The organism is Acinetobacter sp. CY17 (assembly GCF_059515825.1).
Map to the genome: position 1 here is coordinate 1 of NZ_JCAKMX010000028.1, position 15,841 is coordinate 15,841.

Genomic DNA, 15,841 nt, shown 5'->3' on the forward strand with positions numbered 1-15,841 from the left:
CACGGTGGCGCCAGCTTCACTTTTGCCCGTAATCGTACGATTATCTTTCTCTAATTTCTGTGTCAGTTGAGTAGGTGCTGTTGTGTCAGCAACTATAATGCTCTCTACATGCGAAGTATTGCCAGCTTTATCCTTCGCGCTAAGATCGATTTTCTCACCATTGGTATAGGCTTTGTTAAGCTTTAAAACATAATAACCATTGGCATCAGCAACCGCTTTACCTACTGATCTATTATTGATCATCGCAGTGACTGTTGCACCTGCCTCAGTTTTCCCTGTAATCGTTCTATTATCAGCACTTAGGCTTAAAGTCAGTTGATCAGGTGCTGTCGTATCTTTAACAGTAACGCTATTCACCTTACTTTGATTACCCGCCTGATCTTGAGCAAATAATTCTACCTTCTCACCATTGCTAAAGAGTTGATCAAGGTAAAGGCTATATTTACCATCTTTAGCAACTTGTGCTGTGCCAACAACTTTGCCCGCAACAGTGGCAATCACGGTGGCGCCAGCTTCACTTTTGCCCGTAATCGTACGATTATCTTTCTCTAATTTCTGTGTCAGTTGAGTAGGTGCTGTTGTGTCAGCAACTATAATGCTCTCTACATGCGAAGTATTGCCAGCTTTATCCTTCGCGCTAAGATCGATTTTCTCACCATTAGTATAGGCTTTGTTAAGCTTTAAAACATAATAACCATTGGCATCAGCAACCGCTTTACCTACTGATCTATTATTGATCATCGCAGTGACTGTTGCACCTGCTGTTACAACCCCAATAATTGTACGCTCATCTTTCATCATGATTTATTGACACGTTTAATTGAATTTATTATTGGCATAATACTTCACTTTTCCACTATAAAATGAGACATATAACCAATAATTAGTCAATTGACGGACTATTTTTCTAATATAAATATCTGAAAAATTGATATAAAGAAATTCAAAAACCCTTTATCCAGAAAAATGTATAGTTTATTGATACAGCTAAACATAGCTGATTATAACCAATTCATTATCTTATTTACTCTAATAAGATCGCATAACATTCGTCACATTGACTTGTACAATTTGCCTTGTATGCTAGAGAGGCTGAAAAATAAATAAAAGTATGTGTAGGAACACTCAAATGACTCCAACAATACGTCTCAAGGATTGGGACAAGAGTTCACCCGGTATTTCCGAAATTTCATCGAGATTACGTTTCTCATTTGAAACTGGGCAAATTTGGCTAGATGAAGAACGTATGATGCTGATGCACTCTTCATCTCTCATCGCACTACGTAAAGAACTGATCGATACTTTAGGGTTAGAACGTACACGTGGAGTTCTTACTCGGATTGGTTATGCTGCAGGATTAAGAGATGCCGAAATTGTTAAATCAAGCTACCAAAATCTAAGTGACTTAGAACTGCTCCATAAAGGTCCTTTACTACATGCTTTAGAAGGGATGGTCAAAGTAGATGTCAATGCTGTAGAAATTGATATTGAAAATGGACATTATTATATTGATGCTATCTGGCGTAACTCTTTAGAATATCAAATTCATCAAGACTTTGTAGCGCCTGATCAAACGGCAGTGGCTTGGAGTGAACTCGGACATGCGACAGGCTATGTCAGTGGCATTATGAATCGCTTTATTTTACATAAGCAAATTGAGATAACTCCTCAAGGCCCTCGCTTTGTTGGCAAGCCTTTGGATGAGTGGGATGATGTTTCTGAAGAATTACAATATTATCAAGCAGATTCTATTGTTGAACAACTAATAGCTTTACAAAGCCAAGTTGAAGACTTAAAAAAAGCCCTTCCAAAGCCAGAACTTCCAGTCGATTTGATTGGTGAATCAGCTCAATTTAAAGAGGCGTGGGCACTCGCAGAACGTGCTTCTTCAAGCCCTGTGACTGTTCTGTTACTCGGTGAAACTGGTGTAGGTAAAGACGTCTTTGCCAATGCAATCCATCATGCGAGCCCACGTGCACAGCAGCCTTTCATCGCAGTGAACTGCGGTGCTTTACCTAACGAGTTAATCGAGTCAGAGTTATTTGGTATAGAAAAAGGTGCTTATACTGGCGCACAAACCTCACGGGCTGGACGTTTTGAAAGAGCCGACGGTGGAACACTATTTTTAGATGAAGTGGGTGAACTGAGCATGGCCGCCCAAACCCGTTTACTGCGTGCTCTGCAATCGGGTGATATTGACCGCTTAGGCAGTAGCGAAACGCGTAAGGTCAATGTTCGAGTGATTGCCGCAACTAACGTTGATCTCGCTGAAGCTGTTGCTAATGGCACATTTAGGAAGGATCTGTATTATCGTTTAAATGTTTTTCCTGTTTCTATCCCCCCTTTACGCGAACGTAAATCAGATATTTTGGCGCTAGCACAACGTTTTATCGATAAATTTTCTTTGCGTGAAGGTAAACGTATTAAGGGCTTAACGGATAAAGCCATCCATGCGCTTAAATCACATGATTGGCCAGGCAATATTCGTGAGCTGGAAAACGTGATTGAAAGAGGCATGATCTTAGCGCATCAAGATAGCTTTATCGATGCAACCATGTTATTCCCACCGTCTTACACTACGCTGCTCGATGAAAATATCAACATGTTGAATTACGAGGGCAAAATCACCCAGGTCCCGGACCCATCCTTAGAGGATCTCATGCAGCAACTGCTCGAGAAAAATATTACTTTAGAATCAATTGAAAATTTATTTGTCAAAACTGCTGTGGAAAGAAGCCAAGGTAACCTATGTGCTGCGGCACGTTTGTTGGGTATTAGTCGTGCTCAAATGGGTTATAAATATAAAAAACTAGCTTAAGCACATCACATTAGTTATAAAAAAGCAGCTTAATCAGCTGCTTTTTTATTAGGTGCTGGGCTGCGATTTGAGCATATTTAGAGCTACATCCACAATCATATCCTCTTGGCCACCGACCATACGACGCTTGCCTAATTCAACCAAAATATCAAAGGCCGATAGACCATATTTTGCCGCCGCCGTTTCAGTATGACGTAGAAAACTTGAATAGACGCCTGCATAACCTAAGGCTAAAGTTTCTCGATCTACGCGTACCGGTCTTTCTTGTAATGGACGTACAATATCTTCTGCAGCATCAATCAGTTTTTTAACATCACAGCCATGGTTGAGTCCCATACGTTCAACTGCAGCAATAAATACTTCAAGCGGTGCATTACCTGCCCCTGCACCCATGCCCGTCAGACTGGCATCAATACGATTGCAGCCATGTTCGAGTGCCACAATACTATTGGCCACCCCTAAACTTAAATTATGGTGGGCATGCATTCCTGTTTCAGTTTCAGGTCTTAACGCAGCTTTCATAGCTTTAAAGCGCGCTGCGATGTCATACATGTTCATGGCACCGCCTGAATCCACCACGTAAATACATTGTGCCCCATAACTTTCCATCAACTTGCCTTGTTGGGCCAAACCTTCTGGACTATTCATATGGCTCATCATTAAAAAGCCAATAGTATCCATGCCTAATTCGCGCGCATATTCAATATGTTGTTTGGAGACATCCGCTTCTGTGCAGTGAGTAGCGACACGTACCACTCGTGCACCCGCATCATAGGCTGCTTTTAAATCATGAATGGTTCCAATCCCCGGCAGCAATAAAGTGGCAACTTTGGCCTGTTTGACCTCACTGGCAACCGCTTCAATCCAATCTAAATCGGTATGGGCACCAAAACCATAATTAAAGCTTGAGCCTTGTAAGCCATCGCCATGTGCGACTTCAATACTGTCCACACCGGCTTCATCGAGTGCTCTTGCAATTTGACGGACTTGCTCCAGTGAATATTGGTGACGAATGGCATGCATGCCATCGCGTAAGGTCACATCAGAAACATAAATTTTACGTTGTGGATCGATCATCTTAGGCCTCCGCTGTGAGCGTATGTGTGTGTTTAAAATGCGACTGTGCCAAGCGCTCAGCCGCAGCGAGTGCTGCGCTGGTCATAATGTCTAAGTTACCCGCATAGGCAGGTAAATAATGCCCTGCACCTTCAACCTCAAGGAAAATCGAGACTTTTAAACCGCTGAGTTGACCTAAACCTGGAATATTTAACGGATGATGTTGGTCAAATTCTTCAAACTGTACCTCCTGTTTCAGGCGATAGCCCGGCACATAGGTCTGTACTGCTGTAACCATTTCTTGAACCGATTGACGAATTGCGGCTTGATCTGCACCCAATTCTGCCAAGCAATACACTGTATCCCGCATCATGAGTGGTGGTTCAGCAGGATTCATAATAATAATCGCCTTGCCTCGTCGGGCACCACCGACTTGTTCAATCGCTTTAGATGTAGTCTCAGTAAATTCATCAATATTGGCACGGGTTCCAGGCCCTGCAGATTTACTGGCAATCGAGGCAATAATTTCTGCATAGTGCACTTTGGCTATTTTCGACACCGCATGCACCATCGGAATGGTCGCTTGCCCACCACACGTCACCATATTGATATTTTGTGCATTTAAATGTTGCTCTAAATTCACGACAGGCACCACATAAGGACCAATCGCAGCAGGGGTTAGATCAATCACCTGAATACCATGTTGCTGTAACACGGCATTATGATGCGCATGTGCACCTGCTGAGGTCGCATCAAAAACAATTTTAATGTCTTTAAAGCTCGGTAGCTTCAGGAGTCCTTCAATACTGTCTGCCGTAACCTCGAAACCAAAGCGAGCAGCACGCGCCAGTCCATCGGAATGTGGATCAGCACCAACCATGGCAGCCAATTCGACATACTGTGCATTGCGCATCAATTTGATCATTAAATCAGTGCCAATATTGCCTGAGCCAATGATGGCACATTTTATTTTTTCCATCGTTATTATCCTTCTTTCTTTATACTTATAGGCTCATTCACTAAATCGTGCAGTCACTTTGCCCAACCCTTCGATCTCAGCGGTATAACACTGTCCAGCTTCAACTTTAACCATAGGACCTAAAGCGCCTGTCAGGACAATATCTCCAGCTTGTAGCGGTCGACCACGTTTAAGCATCTCATTGGCGAGCCAAATCGCGGCGTTCAGGGGGTGATCTAAGCAGGCTTTACCTTGACCCTCAGACACAATACCTTCAGCACAGCGCATCTGCATAGCACAATTGACCCAGTCAATCTCTGTTGCTACGACTTGATTCCTACCTAAGACAAAGGCAGCTGAAGATGCGTTATCCGCCACAGTATCAAGCAGTGAAATATTCCAATTCTCGATCCGACTGTCCACAACTTCAATCGCTGCTACGACATAATCAATCGCCGCCAGCATTTCATCGATGCTGTGAACAGTGTGATCAAGATCTGCTTTGAGAACCAATGCAATTTCTGCCTCAACTTTGGGCTGAATCAGTTTGCCTGTAGGAATCATCTCACCATCAGCATAAGCCATATCGTCAAATAGCATGCCAAAATCAGGAGAGTCCACACCCAATTGTTGCTGCACGGCGAATGATGTGAGACCAATTTTCTTACCGACTAAACGTCGACCTTGCTTTAAAGCGTGTTGGGTATTGATCGCCTGGATCTGATAGGCGTGATCAAGATTTGCCTGTTGCCCCAATTGCTCACGTACAGGTGAAATTGCATTTACGTTTAACTCAGCTTGCAAAAGTTGGTCTGCACAGTGTTGTAAAATTGCTTGCATTAACACTCTCCTAAAATGACCATACAAATTTCAACCATGTCGCATCACCCTTAGGTCGATTCTTAACTTCAGTCTCAGTCAAATATTTTGCTTCTAATGCCCAACCGTCTTTTTGATAAGCAACTGCTGGCCCATAGGCGAGCGCTTGTCCTTTAAATCCAATATCAACATCTTGTTGTTGATCATCTGTAAATTGCTTAAAGGCATAACCTTGTAGACCGACTAACCAGTGCGGTGTGACTTTATAGCCAACGTTATAGTCACCTGCAAAGTACTCACCCGATTGATATTGTGTGTCATCATTTTCAGTATTAAAACTATAAGAAAACTTGGTTGAAATGTCCCAACCTGTAGGATCACTATAGCTATAGGCGAAAATAGGACGGAAGCTATAATGGTTCTTACCTAAATTTGCCAGTCGATCCTGATCATATTTACCCGTTGGAAATACCGTTTCAATTGCGGCTGCCCAGTGATGATGACCTGAATGCCAGCCCAGCATCGGAGCAAAGATAAAATCACCAAGACCATGTTCATGATCCGATTGACCGGCCATTTTAAGACGTAAGTCGACCAATGGCTGTGCGGCATAAAAACCCAATTGACCACCCAACACTTGCTGTTCAGTCATCCATACCAGACGTGGCACTAAGGCTTTAGCATCAATATCAAAATCTGCAATTAAGGTCCGACCTGAGTCATTGACAAAGTCGGACGCAGTATAGCTTTGATAATACGTCAGCAGATAAACACCCGGCGGTGGCAATGCTCCAGCCAAAACCCCTTCGGCACCTAAGGCAAATGAATCTGCACCATTTTCTGTACTCCAGCCCATTTGGCTATTTAAAGCCACTAGCGCCCCTAAAACTAAGTGGCTAAACTTAATTTTCATATATTGTCCTTTTATTAAAGCGCCTGCTGCGACCTTGCTACAGGCGGAGTCCTTTAGGCTTCGTTGAAGAAGTCTCTGAGCAAACGGGCAAAACGTGCACTATGTTCGATCTGTGCCCAATGACCGCACTCACCAAAGACATGTAATTGTGCATGTGGAATTAACGAAAATAATTGCAAGGATGTATCCAGCGGAATGACTTTATCTTCACGCCCGTGAATAATTAAGGTGTCATGCGGCAATTGAGCAATCTGTTCCGCAGGACTCACCAGTGCATCGACCCAACGTTGACGTGGCGCAGGGAACATGGCAGAGAACGATTCTTGGAAACCAGGACGAATACTGGCTTGATAGCGCAATTCAGCTAACTCATCTGTTACTAAAGCTCGACTATGGGCAAAGGTATCCATCAATTTACGCATCGTTTCAAACGAGGGTTCATAGCCCCAAACGTTGTTTAGTCCTTCTGTAATTTCAAAAGGAACACCTACACTACCCATCAGCACCAAACGACGTACGCGTTCTGGATACGCAATCGCAAAGGCTAAGGAAATACTGCCACCAAAAGAGTTACCCACTAAGTCTGCTCGCTCAATGTTCAAGGCATCAAATAAGTCTTTAAGCTGCTGTACCCAAATGTCTTTGTTATAAACCATGCCTGCTGGACGTTCGGTATAACCAAAACCCAGCATATCTGGTGCAATGACACGGCGATCTTGTGCCAGTTCAGGCATAATCAAGCGCCAATTCGCCCATGCGGTCACACCTGGGCCTGAGCCATGCACCATCACCACAGGAAAACCTTTACCTGTATCATGATAATTGGTCAGGAAATTTCCTGTTTGAATAGAATTGACGATTTCTGGATTAACATTGATATTCATTTTTTCATCTCTTATTTTTATCTAAATCGTTAAAGCAATAGATACTGCGTTTATTTAAGTCATGACATTGAAGAAGGTGTCACTGAGCTTACGTTCGGTAAAGAAAATTGCGCGTGGTAATTCATCTGCAGTCCACGTCAAGGTTGGACGGTCTGGATACCAAATATAGCCACCACTAAACACTTCATTACGATTGCCTGAAGGATCGAAGAAATACAGTGTTTCACCACGCGTGATACCGTGACGCGTTGGTCCTATTTCATGTGATACATCATGATTGGCGATGGTATCTGCAGCCGATAAGACCTGCGCCCACGATTCAACAAAGAAGGACATATGATGCAATTTACCTTTGTCTGGCGCAAAGATGAATGCAACATCGTGCGGCTTATTACTACATGACATAAAAGCTGCCATCATCGTGTCACCATCGACCACTTGTTCCGCTAAATCGAAACCAAGCACATCTTTAAACAATCGGTAACTGGCTTCAACGCCTTCTCCCATTAAAGCACAATGATCAAAGCGGCTTGGATGAATGCCTCTTAAATTTTGTGCTTGAATGCCAGGATTGGTGGTTGGCATCCCATTACCAAAAATTTCTTTATGTGCATACAGTTCAAATACATGTCCTGTAGGTGCAGTAAAACGAATACGCTCACCGGTTGCTAAGTTTTCACCCGCAGCGATGCGTTCAATCGCCACCCCATAATCTTGTAATGCCTGTGCAAGGCGTTCTAATTCTTGAGCATTGATGACTTTAAACGCCATACAATCCATGCCTGGTGCGTCTGCCTCACGTAAAATCAAACAATGATGATCATGCTCATCCCATGCTTTAAGGTAAACACGGCCTTGGGCATCCCGCCCCGTTTCAATCAATCCTAATACATTGACATAGTGTTGTACGGATTCTTCTAAATCAAGCACACGTAGTGCCACATGGCCAGGCCGAGAAATAGGTTTATAATTCATGTTGTGACATCCCTTTCATCATCTGCAAGGGCTTCTTGCAGTTTTTAAGTCCTAATACTTCAACATCCAAATCGCTTTTTGGATATAAACGACAAGCTAAGGCATAGCCTTGTTGCAATTCTTCAGCATTCACATGGGCGCTGCTCATGCGTTGACAGTGATAATCACCTTGGCTCACTTTAATGCGGCAGATTCCACAGCCCCCACCCCGGCATCCAACGGGGATGCCTTTACGGCTGAGCGCTTGCATGCCTTGTAATAAGGTTTGCACATCAGTACAGTAAAATTGCTCGTTTACATTGAGTAATTGAATCAGGTACATATCGAGCGCCCTCCTCATCCTAAATATTCTTAAACAATGGGCTACGCGTCGCTTGATTGGCGGCATCTGCTGCGCTTAAGAATTTTTCCATATGAATATCGCGCTCAAATAAACGCCCTCGCATCAGTGCGCGGATCGATGCTTCAATCATCGGTGGTGGGCCACACAGATAGGCTTTATGATTTCTAAAGTCATTATCAAAGACGCGTATAGCGGCCTCATGCACAAAACCACGCTCACCTGTCCAGTCACTGTCATTGGCTTCATCAGACAGCACGGGTACATAACGTAATTGAGGATGCTTTTCAGCCAAGTCATTAAAGAAATCGTAGTAGTACAATTCTGCTTGGTTTCGCGCGCCCTGTAATAAGGTAATCGCACGCGAATCGCCACTTTCTAGCAGTTCTAAAATCATGGATTTTGGACTGGATAGACCTGAACCTCCGGCAATAAAAATCACAGGATTTGGATCAGAAAAACGCGTATAGAAGCGCCCTAGTGGACCTGAAAATTTAAGTTTTTGTCCAACTTCTAGATCATCATGAATCCATGTGGTGGCAATCCCACCCGGTACACGGCGAATATTCAGTTCAATTAAGTTGCTCTCTGAAGGCGCACTAGCAATTGAAAATGCACGTGGCTCTGATAAGCCCGGTAAATATAAATTAATATATTGTCCAGCTTGAAATTCGATTTCCCCGTCAACACGTAAGAAAATACCCTTGATCGTTGGTGTTAAGTCGACAATTGAGTCAACAGTTGCCTCAAAATCACGTAAAGGAATGACTCTTGCATCTGGGTCTTCATCAATTTCCACTTCAATACTTAAATCTGACTGGGGAATCGCGCAGCAAGCCAATGCTTTGCCTTCCGCGCGCTCCATATCCATCAGTGCAAATGGCGAAGCTTCACCGAGGTCAACCTCACCATCAGTCACTTGTACTTTACAGGTTGCACATAAACCGTGACCGCAGGCATGGGGCAGCCAAATACCTGCACGTAAGGCGGCATCTAAAATGGTTTGCCCTTCCTCAACTTCAATCGTCTGACCTAAGGGCTCGATGGTTACTTCATACGTCATCTTGCTGCTCCTTATAGTCCATTTAAGCCAGGGGTATGAAAACGTAAGTAAGACTTATGCCCAATATTTAAACTTTCAAAACTGTCCTGTGCTTGAAAGTTGAGCAGTTCACGTTGAAAGGTCCATTCCACCGCTGACCAGTCCACGCTTTGCCAATCTGGATGACTGGCAAATACACTTTCATTCAGCTGTATGTCTATAAAGTTCTGGAATTTCTGCGCTGGATTGACCAAAAGCGCAATCGGCGCACTAATGCTTAAATGACCATGCCACTCTACAAAAAGGATTTGCTGACCATCATATTGATCTTGGGCATCACGAACTTTTCCTTGATAATTCGGTTTTAGGGCGATAACTGACATAAGAATCTCCTAGGTGATGTTTCGTCCTGAACACATCACCTTATTGTTATTTTTAAAGGGTTAGATCAACGTTAATAATTAAATGGTGCTATTGGCTTTTTTCCATTTTTCCCAATTCAATGCATCTGGTGAACTTTCAAAGGCACCTGTATCTTGTCCCGGCTCTAAGTAAGACCAGCGTACGATATCTTCAGGTGCAGGACCGCCGGCAATGCCTTTTAAGATTTGTTGAACCGGTAACCATGCTTGCACGTATTTTTCTGGCTCATCGTCAAAAATATCTTTACAGCCATCTGAACAGAACTGATATTTTTCATCTTTATAAATGCTTTCACGTTGGCGAATTACGGTTGGATCACCCACCTCAGTAAAGATCATTGGAATCTGACAGGTTTGGCATAGGCATGGCAAACTGGTGTTATACCAACGCTTGCCCTCTTCTTCTTGCTTCTTCCACATGTCAAAACGTGGTTTATAGTGCTGATCAAAGCTATTCGGATACTCTTTAGAGAGCCATTCCTGTTCCTCTTGCGTTGGTACCCATGCGTGTAAACCTGTACCCCAGCAATATTGATAGAACATTGCCCACGCCTGATGGGTAATATGATCTTTTTCTTTGACCGAATCTTCCCAATACTTTGGCATACGAATACCGTAACGCTCAAGATCGGCAAATAATGCACCACCGCTTTGTTCAAAGTAGATTTCCCAGCCTTCACGCCATGACATGATTTTTTTCGGTAACATATAGTCCATCATCATGCCCACTAAGGTCAGTAAGCGGTAACCACGCCAGAACCATTTATCAATCCACTTTTGTACAATCGGTACATTGTCTGGATCTTGCTCCAGTAAGAATTTAATCGCCTCTAAGCCTAAGGTCATATGACGCGCTTCATCGGATTGTGCAGAGAAACCAAAGGTCACGGTTGCCATATCACCGTTATAAGCGGCTCCAGACATAAATGGCATAAATAATAAGTTGGTCAGTACATATTCAAATGAAAACGAGACAGAGACCAAATATTCAAATGGGCCTGCAGTCATCGCATCGTTGATAAATGACTTTGGCACCGATAAATACCAGAGGCGATCAAAGTTTTGTGGCCATGAATGGAAACCATTAAAGTAACGATTATAATGACTTAAAGTATGCACTTGGGTTTGGCAATGACGCAGTTCATCAATCGCCTGCATCTGACACGCAACACGTGAACTCACACCACGTAATTGGCGCCCAGCCATAGCAAAGCCACGATGGGCATTATACTCAATTGGGGTCACACCCGTTAAGAACAGTTTGATCGCATTGATATAACGCGCATCTGTGACATTCATATGCCCATTGTTCTGTGCAAAAGCATCGATGATGGCATAGAGCTTACGTTCTTTTTCTGCTTGATACTTCCAATACGCATCCATCGTCAGACGAAATGGATCTTCCCATTTGTCCCAGTCATGAATTTTAATGCCTTCAAACTTGTCGTAGGGAAAGACTTGATCCATGTCCACATAACTGGTTTCCCAACCTAAATCACGGGTCATGAGGGCGTATTTATCTTTTAAATTGAGCTTGCGCTGAGTTTGTGCTGCCGCTTTTGCCTGTATGTTCATTTTTATTCTCCATAATCTTGTTTTAGTTCAACCATCCATCGGTTGATATTTCAGCACTATTTAGCCAAACCAACCCACAGTAAAACTGTCTTCGGTTTCATCGATATTTCCAGAAATACTGATCAAATTGATATGAATTTCTTGCAAGTCCCAATCACGTCCCATAATTTCTTCTACCGATGCACGGTAAATGGTCAACTGACCCGGGGCATCAATTTTGACCATGGCTGGATAATATTCAATTTTTGCCTCCGGATTATCTTGCTCAATCGCTTCAATAATCGGACGGGTATCATCATTGGTTTGAAAAGCCATAAATACATTTTTCATACTGCCGACTCCTTGGCAATTAAACCCATTTTGCTTAAACGTTTATTAAATATTTCTTCGATAATCTCAATGTCATCTGTATTGGCGTCAACGAGCCGTAGAAGTTGATGTACCACTGGACGCAATTGAGCTTGCCATGTTTGGATCCATGCTAAAATTTGGCTACGGTTATGCTCAGACTCAGCTGCCGTGGTTTTAATCACCGCATTCACCCATGGTTGGGTCTCATCAAACCATTCATGCATAAATGAGGTGAGTAAACTCATCGCTGATGCGCCGTGTGCAATAAATTCACGATCAATAATATGTTTGAGCAATGGATAGATATAACCATCGAATACTAAGTTTTGTGCCACAAACAGTTCATACCAATCTTTAACGATAAACATCTGCTCTACGCTTTCACGTAGCGGTTGCCATGCTTGATGTGCTAACCAATTTTGTTTGGCCTGTTCTAAAGAGGTTCCTTGGTTGCCATCTAGTAATAAGCCAATACGAGATAGATACTGTGCTGACCCCAAACGATCCATGGTGGCAAACATCGTGGCATTGGTTAAGGTCGCCCCATAGGCATAACCCGTAATAAAGCTGTTGTTCATATTGGCACCCCACTCGTAATGACGTAATGGGATCAACAGTTGCTCAGCCTTATGCAATAAATCCGCGGCAATCGTATTTAACACTTGATTTTTTTCAACAAAATTAAAGTTGCTCTCCATAACTTCTTGCTGACGAGCACGGGTTTGTGTGTATGTGCCATAGTACAATTGGCGTGGATCTTTTAAGGCATACCAATCCTGCATTTGAATGACAGTACGATTAGTATCAAAGATTTCATGTTCAGGCTGCCATAATGGACGGTAATGAAAATTAATTTCTTCCTGAATATCGTAGCTAGCCTCTTGATAACGTGATGCAACCTTGTCGCCAAAACGTTTCTCAACATACGCATAGGTGTTACGAATAGGTTTCACACCTGAAGTTTTAATATCAATTTGCATGTAAGATCTCCCTGATCTTATAACGATTTATTTATTCTGTTATTCCTGGCTGTCCAAAACGCCATTTCATCCGTTCATATTCAAGTTTGCACACTTCATCTGCAGTTAAATATTGCACTTGATGTTTGGCACAAAACTCTTCAAAAGCCTGCACTGGCATAATCATCTCTACAGCAAGCTCTGGGTCACCTATCGAAAACTCAAACTCGATAAATTTATTCCGCTGCGTGCCTGTGACATGAATAAAGCATGTCGGCTGGGTCACATGATCCTGTTGCATAATGCAATCCCTTTGTCCTTGTACTTAAGATTTTGCAAAGGTCATGCCAACTTAAATTTTATTTAAATTTCAATAACTTAAATTTTTAGTGCAAAAATTATATTTAAATATTTGAGAATTTTATGAAGTCGATTATTGAGACTTTAGAATTTTATGAAGTGGGGCGGCCTTATCCAAGTAAGCAGTCGAAAAAAAAAGCCTGAATCAAGTTCAGGCTTTTTTTCAGACAGATTGACTAAATGACGGCATCGATATAGCCCATATAAGGATCAGAAATCGAATCTTTGCCTGTTTCGACACGACCAGCAAAACGGCGTAAATACGAAGGATCATCGACTAGACTGACACTAAAGTCATACCATCCTCCAAAGTCTTCCATATCCCAATCCAAACTATTTTCATTAACAGCGGTCTCGATCTGCCATGATTGCTGTGCGAGGTAAGCATTGGCTTGTACCCGTAATTTCACTGGCTGCTTGCCATCATGACGGACTTTTAATTCAATTTTGGGAGCACAGTCTGAGACACAAATGCGAATCTCTGGCAAAGCTTGCTGCTGTAAGCTTTGGCTTAAGTTACCTTTAAAGTGTCGATGGAAACCATTCGGTCCCAATACCCATAAATCATAGTCCGGATTGACTGGCCAATGATCCGCCAGTTGCTTACCTGCTTCCACCATAAAGCGCTTTGGTATTGCTGTGAGATTCAAGCGATCATACACATGGAAGACGGCAGCCTGTGTTCCCGTATTAGAAAACATCAATTCTACACTTTGTGTCGTAACGTCCACTTTCGCACTGGTATGCAAGATATAAGGCAAAGCACGTGATAGACGAACCCCCACCTCTTGTACTGGCATGATTTGTCCTTCTGGTCTAGAGACTTGTGGCAAGTTGGCTTGAGCTTGTCGAATCGCATCGGCTTCTTGCTTGGTTCGCTTACCGTCTAAAGAAGGAATCTCCATAATATTTGGATTTTTAAAATCGAATGCTGTAGTTAAGTCACCGCATACAGCACGGCGATAAGGGCTTATGTTATTTTCTTGCACACCAAAACGTTGCTCTAAAAAGCGTAAGATCGAGGTGTGATCAAATACTTGTGAGTTAACCCATCCCCCTCGACTCCAAGGTGAAATAACGTACATTGGCACACGTACCCCTGGCCCATAAACCCGCCCATCCGGTTGGGGTTGCGATTTAGCACTCTCTACCGCAGGGTGATCAAAGTACTCATAAGACATCTGCTGATCCGTAAGCGTGGTCTTACCTTGTGGTACGCCTTTTTCATCACGTGACGGTGCACTTGGCGATGGAACATGGTCAAAATAACCATCATTTTCATCAAAATTCACCAAGAATACCGTCTGACTCCAAACATCTGGATTTTCAGTTAAGGCATTAAGTACCTCTTGAATATACCAAGCGCCTTGTACGGGGCTCGATGGTCCAGGGTGCTCGCTATAGGCTGCAGGTGCAACAATCCAGCTGACTTCTGGGAGTTTTCCTGTGGCAATATCTTCTTTTAAGCTTGCTAAGAACCCTCCGTCTGGCATCGTGTTGGCAATGCCTTTATATAACGGTTGATGGGCATCGATTTGTTCATCATAGCTAGGGCTTACAGTATCGCGATGACTGACCGGCTGACCAGACAGCTCATTGGCACGTCGGTATTGTTTAAAACCTGCCAGTGGATTATCGGTAAAGTTATCAGGCATACTTTGATAGACTTTCCAAATCACCCCTGCTTGTTGCAAACGTTCAGGATAAGTCATCCACTCATAACCTGCATTTGAGGCACCAATTGAGTCAAACTCATTCACCACACTGGCCACATTTGCACCTGTAGGGCCATTAGTTCCTGTCCAAATAAATTTGCGATTAGGATTCGTGCCTGCATGCATCGCACAATGATAGGCATCACACAAAGTAAAGGCATTCGCCAGTGCAAACTGAAACTCTACTTCTTGCTGTTTATAGTAACCCATCGATTGTGGCTGTTTATGTTTGACCCAATCCCCCATACGGCCAGCATCCCATGCATCTTGGCCATCTTTCCAAGAATGCGGCGTACCTTTGACACGTTGTGCATTACCTAAACGACTGTCCAAATGATAAGGTACAACAATCTCTTGGTGCTGATCATATTGTTGCCATACTTTGCGCTGGTCAGTTAGGGGAATCGTAAAACGATCCCCAAACCCGCGCACCCCTTTCAGTGTGCCAAAATAGTTATCAAAAGAACGATTTTCTTGGGTCAAGATCACCACATGTTTGACGTCTTGAATTGTCCCTGTTTCAACCTTGGCATCAATGGCAAACGCTTTTTGAATACTTATTGGTAAGCTGGCCAACATTGCAGTACCAGATAATGTTTTTAAAGTATTTAATAAAAAATCACGACGATTCATATATCACCCTCTTATTTATTG

At 43.0% G+C, this 15,841-nt stretch carries 16 protein-coding genes; 1 reads left to right on the forward strand and 15 read right to left on the reverse strand.

Features of this window, described 5'->3' with window-relative positions; all coding sequences use genetic code 11:
- Window positions 1-801: Ig-like domain-containing protein (locus tag AC5YCI_RS14445; RefSeq protein WP_496130595.1), on the reverse strand; the 801-nt coding region annotated here is incomplete at its 3' end.
- A gap of 328 nt (window positions 802-1,129) precedes the next feature.
- Between AC5YCI_RS14445 and AC5YCI_RS14450 the strand changes: the two genes are divergently transcribed.
- Complete coding sequence (locus AC5YCI_RS14450) at window positions 1,130-2,818, forward strand: sigma 54-interacting transcriptional regulator (protein ID WP_496175774.1); 1,689 nt, start codon at window positions 1,130-1,132, stop codon at window positions 2,816-2,818.
- Window positions 2,819-2,866: 48 nt separating this feature from the next.
- On the opposite strand, the gene dmpG is transcribed toward AC5YCI_RS14450, so the two are convergent.
- The 14 genes from dmpG to AC5YCI_RS14520 all read right to left on the reverse strand — a co-directional run bounded on the left by dmpG (window position 2,867) and on the right by AC5YCI_RS14520 (window position 15,820).
- Window positions 2,867-3,895, reverse strand: coding sequence for a 4-hydroxy-2-oxovalerate aldolase (gene dmpG / locus AC5YCI_RS14455; RefSeq protein WP_496175775.1), 1,029 nt, complete (start codon window positions 3,893-3,895; stop codon window positions 2,867-2,869).
- 1 nt (window position 3,896) lies between these two features.
- The gene (locus AC5YCI_RS14460; protein ID WP_496175776.1) at window positions 3,897-4,853 is read right to left on the reverse strand and encodes an acetaldehyde dehydrogenase (acetylating); all 957 of its coding nucleotides are present in this window, start codon (window positions 4,851-4,853) and stop codon (window positions 3,897-3,899) included.
- Between the two features lie 33 nt (window positions 4,854-4,886).
- Entirely contained in the window at window positions 4,887-5,678 is a 792-nt protein-coding gene (locus tag AC5YCI_RS14465) for a 2-keto-4-pentenoate hydratase (protein ID WP_496130591.1), read from the reverse strand.
- Between the two features lie 4 nt (window positions 5,679-5,682).
- On the reverse strand, window positions 5,683-6,564 hold the full coding sequence (locus AC5YCI_RS14470; RefSeq protein WP_496175777.1) for a SphA family protein: 882 nt from the start codon (window positions 6,562-6,564) through the stop codon (window positions 5,683-5,685).
- 53 nt (window positions 6,565-6,617) lie between these two features.
- Complete coding sequence (locus tag AC5YCI_RS14475; protein WP_496175778.1) at window positions 6,618-7,448, reverse strand: alpha/beta fold hydrolase; 831 nt, start codon at window positions 7,446-7,448, stop codon at window positions 6,618-6,620.
- Window positions 7,449-7,502: 54 nt separating this feature from the next.
- Entirely contained in the window at window positions 7,503-8,423 is a 921-nt protein-coding gene (locus AC5YCI_RS14480) for a catechol 2,3-dioxygenase (protein ID WP_496175779.1), read from the reverse strand.
- The gene (locus AC5YCI_RS14485) at window positions 8,413-8,745 is read right to left on the reverse strand and encodes a 2Fe-2S iron-sulfur cluster-binding protein (RefSeq protein WP_496175780.1); all 333 of its coding nucleotides are present in this window, start codon (window positions 8,743-8,745) and stop codon (window positions 8,413-8,415) included. Before AC5YCI_RS14485 ends, AC5YCI_RS14480 begins: the two co-directional genes overlap by 11 nt.
- Window positions 8,746-8,764: 19 nt before the next feature.
- Window positions 8,765-9,826: an NADH:ubiquinone reductase (Na(+)-transporting) subunit F gene (locus AC5YCI_RS14490; protein ID WP_496175781.1), complete on the reverse strand. Its 1,062-nt coding sequence runs from the start codon at window positions 9,824-9,826 to the stop codon at window positions 8,765-8,767.
- 11 nt (window positions 9,827-9,837) lie between these two features.
- Window positions 9,838-10,188 carry a phenol hydroxylase subunit P4 gene (locus AC5YCI_RS14495; RefSeq protein ID WP_496175782.1) on the reverse strand — a complete coding sequence of 117 codons (351 nt, stop codon included), beginning with the start codon at window positions 10,186-10,188 and terminating at the stop codon, window positions 9,838-9,840.
- Between the two features lie 78 nt (window positions 10,189-10,266).
- A complete protein-coding gene (locus tag AC5YCI_RS14500) occupies window positions 10,267-11,802 on the reverse strand; it encodes an aromatic/alkene/methane monooxygenase hydroxylase/oxygenase subunit alpha (protein ID WP_496175783.1) in 1,536 nt (511 codons plus the stop codon).
- A 60-nt stretch (window positions 11,803-11,862) separates the two neighbouring features.
- A complete protein-coding gene (locus AC5YCI_RS14505) occupies window positions 11,863-12,132 on the reverse strand; it encodes an MmoB/DmpM family protein (RefSeq protein WP_496175784.1) in 270 nt (89 codons plus the stop codon).
- Complete coding sequence (locus tag AC5YCI_RS14510) at window positions 12,129-13,133, reverse strand: aromatic/alkene monooxygenase hydroxylase subunit beta (RefSeq protein WP_496175785.1); 1,005 nt, start codon at window positions 13,131-13,133, stop codon at window positions 12,129-12,131. Before AC5YCI_RS14510 ends, AC5YCI_RS14505 begins: the two co-directional genes overlap by 4 nt.
- Window positions 13,134-13,164: 31 nt before the next feature.
- Entirely contained in the window at window positions 13,165-13,413 is a 249-nt protein-coding gene (locus AC5YCI_RS14515; RefSeq protein WP_496130581.1) for a phenol hydroxylase subunit, read from the reverse strand.
- A 235-nt stretch (window positions 13,414-13,648) separates the two neighbouring features.
- Complete coding sequence (locus tag AC5YCI_RS14520; protein WP_496175786.1) at window positions 13,649-15,820, reverse strand: phosphocholine-specific phospholipase C; 2,172 nt, start codon at window positions 15,818-15,820, stop codon at window positions 13,649-13,651.
- Window positions 15,821-15,841 lie beyond the last annotated feature (21 nt).

What these genes read in the sequence shown, in the direction of transcription:
- AC5YCI_RS14485 (WP_496175780.1), bottom strand. Translation starts at nt 8,745, where the DNA reads ATGTACCTGATTCAATTACTCAATGTAAACGAGCAATTTTACTGTACT.
- AC5YCI_RS14480 (WP_496175779.1), bottom strand. Translation starts at nt 8,423, where the DNA reads ATGAATTATAAACCTATTTCTCGGCCTGGCCATGTGGCACTACGTGTG.
- AC5YCI_RS14470 (WP_496175777.1), bottom strand. Translation starts at nt 6,564, where the DNA reads ATGAAAATTAAGTTTAGCCACTTAGTTTTAGGGGCGCTAGTGGCTTTA.
- AC5YCI_RS14510 (WP_496175785.1), bottom strand. Translation starts at nt 13,133, where the DNA reads ATGCAAATTGATATTAAAACTTCAGGTGTGAAACCTATTCGTAACACC.
- AC5YCI_RS14515 (WP_496130581.1), bottom strand. Translation starts at nt 13,413, where the DNA reads ATGCAACAGGATCATGTGACCCAGCCGACATGCTTTATTCATGTCACA.
- AC5YCI_RS14475 (WP_496175778.1), bottom strand. Translation starts at nt 7,448, where the DNA reads ATGAATATCAATGTTAATCCAGAAATCGTCAATTCTATTCAAACAGGA.
- AC5YCI_RS14490 (WP_496175781.1), bottom strand. Translation starts at nt 9,826, where the DNA reads ATGACGTATGAAGTAACCATCGAGCCCTTAGGTCAGACGATTGAAGTT.
- AC5YCI_RS14500 (WP_496175783.1), bottom strand. Translation starts at nt 11,802, where the DNA reads ATGAACATACAGGCAAAAGCGGCAGCACAAACTCAGCGCAAGCTCAAT.
- AC5YCI_RS14450 (WP_496175774.1), top strand. Translation starts at nt 1,130, where the DNA reads ATGACTCCAACAATACGTCTCAAGGATTGGGACAAGAGTTCACCCGGT.
- AC5YCI_RS14460 (WP_496175776.1), bottom strand. Translation starts at nt 4,853, where the DNA reads ATGGAAAAAATAAAATGTGCCATCATTGGCTCAGGCAATATTGGCACT.
- dmpG (WP_496175775.1), bottom strand. Translation starts at nt 3,895, where the DNA reads ATGATCGATCCACAACGTAAAATTTATGTTTCTGATGTGACCTTACGC.
- AC5YCI_RS14505 (WP_496175784.1), bottom strand. Translation starts at nt 12,132, where the DNA reads ATGAAAAATGTATTTATGGCTTTTCAAACCAATGATGATACCCGTCCG.
- AC5YCI_RS14520 (WP_496175786.1), bottom strand. Translation starts at nt 15,820, where the DNA reads ATGAATCGTCGTGATTTTTTATTAAATACTTTAAAAACATTATCTGGT.
- AC5YCI_RS14495 (WP_496175782.1), bottom strand. Translation starts at nt 10,188, where the DNA reads ATGTCAGTTATCGCCCTAAAACCGAATTATCAAGGAAAAGTTCGTGAT.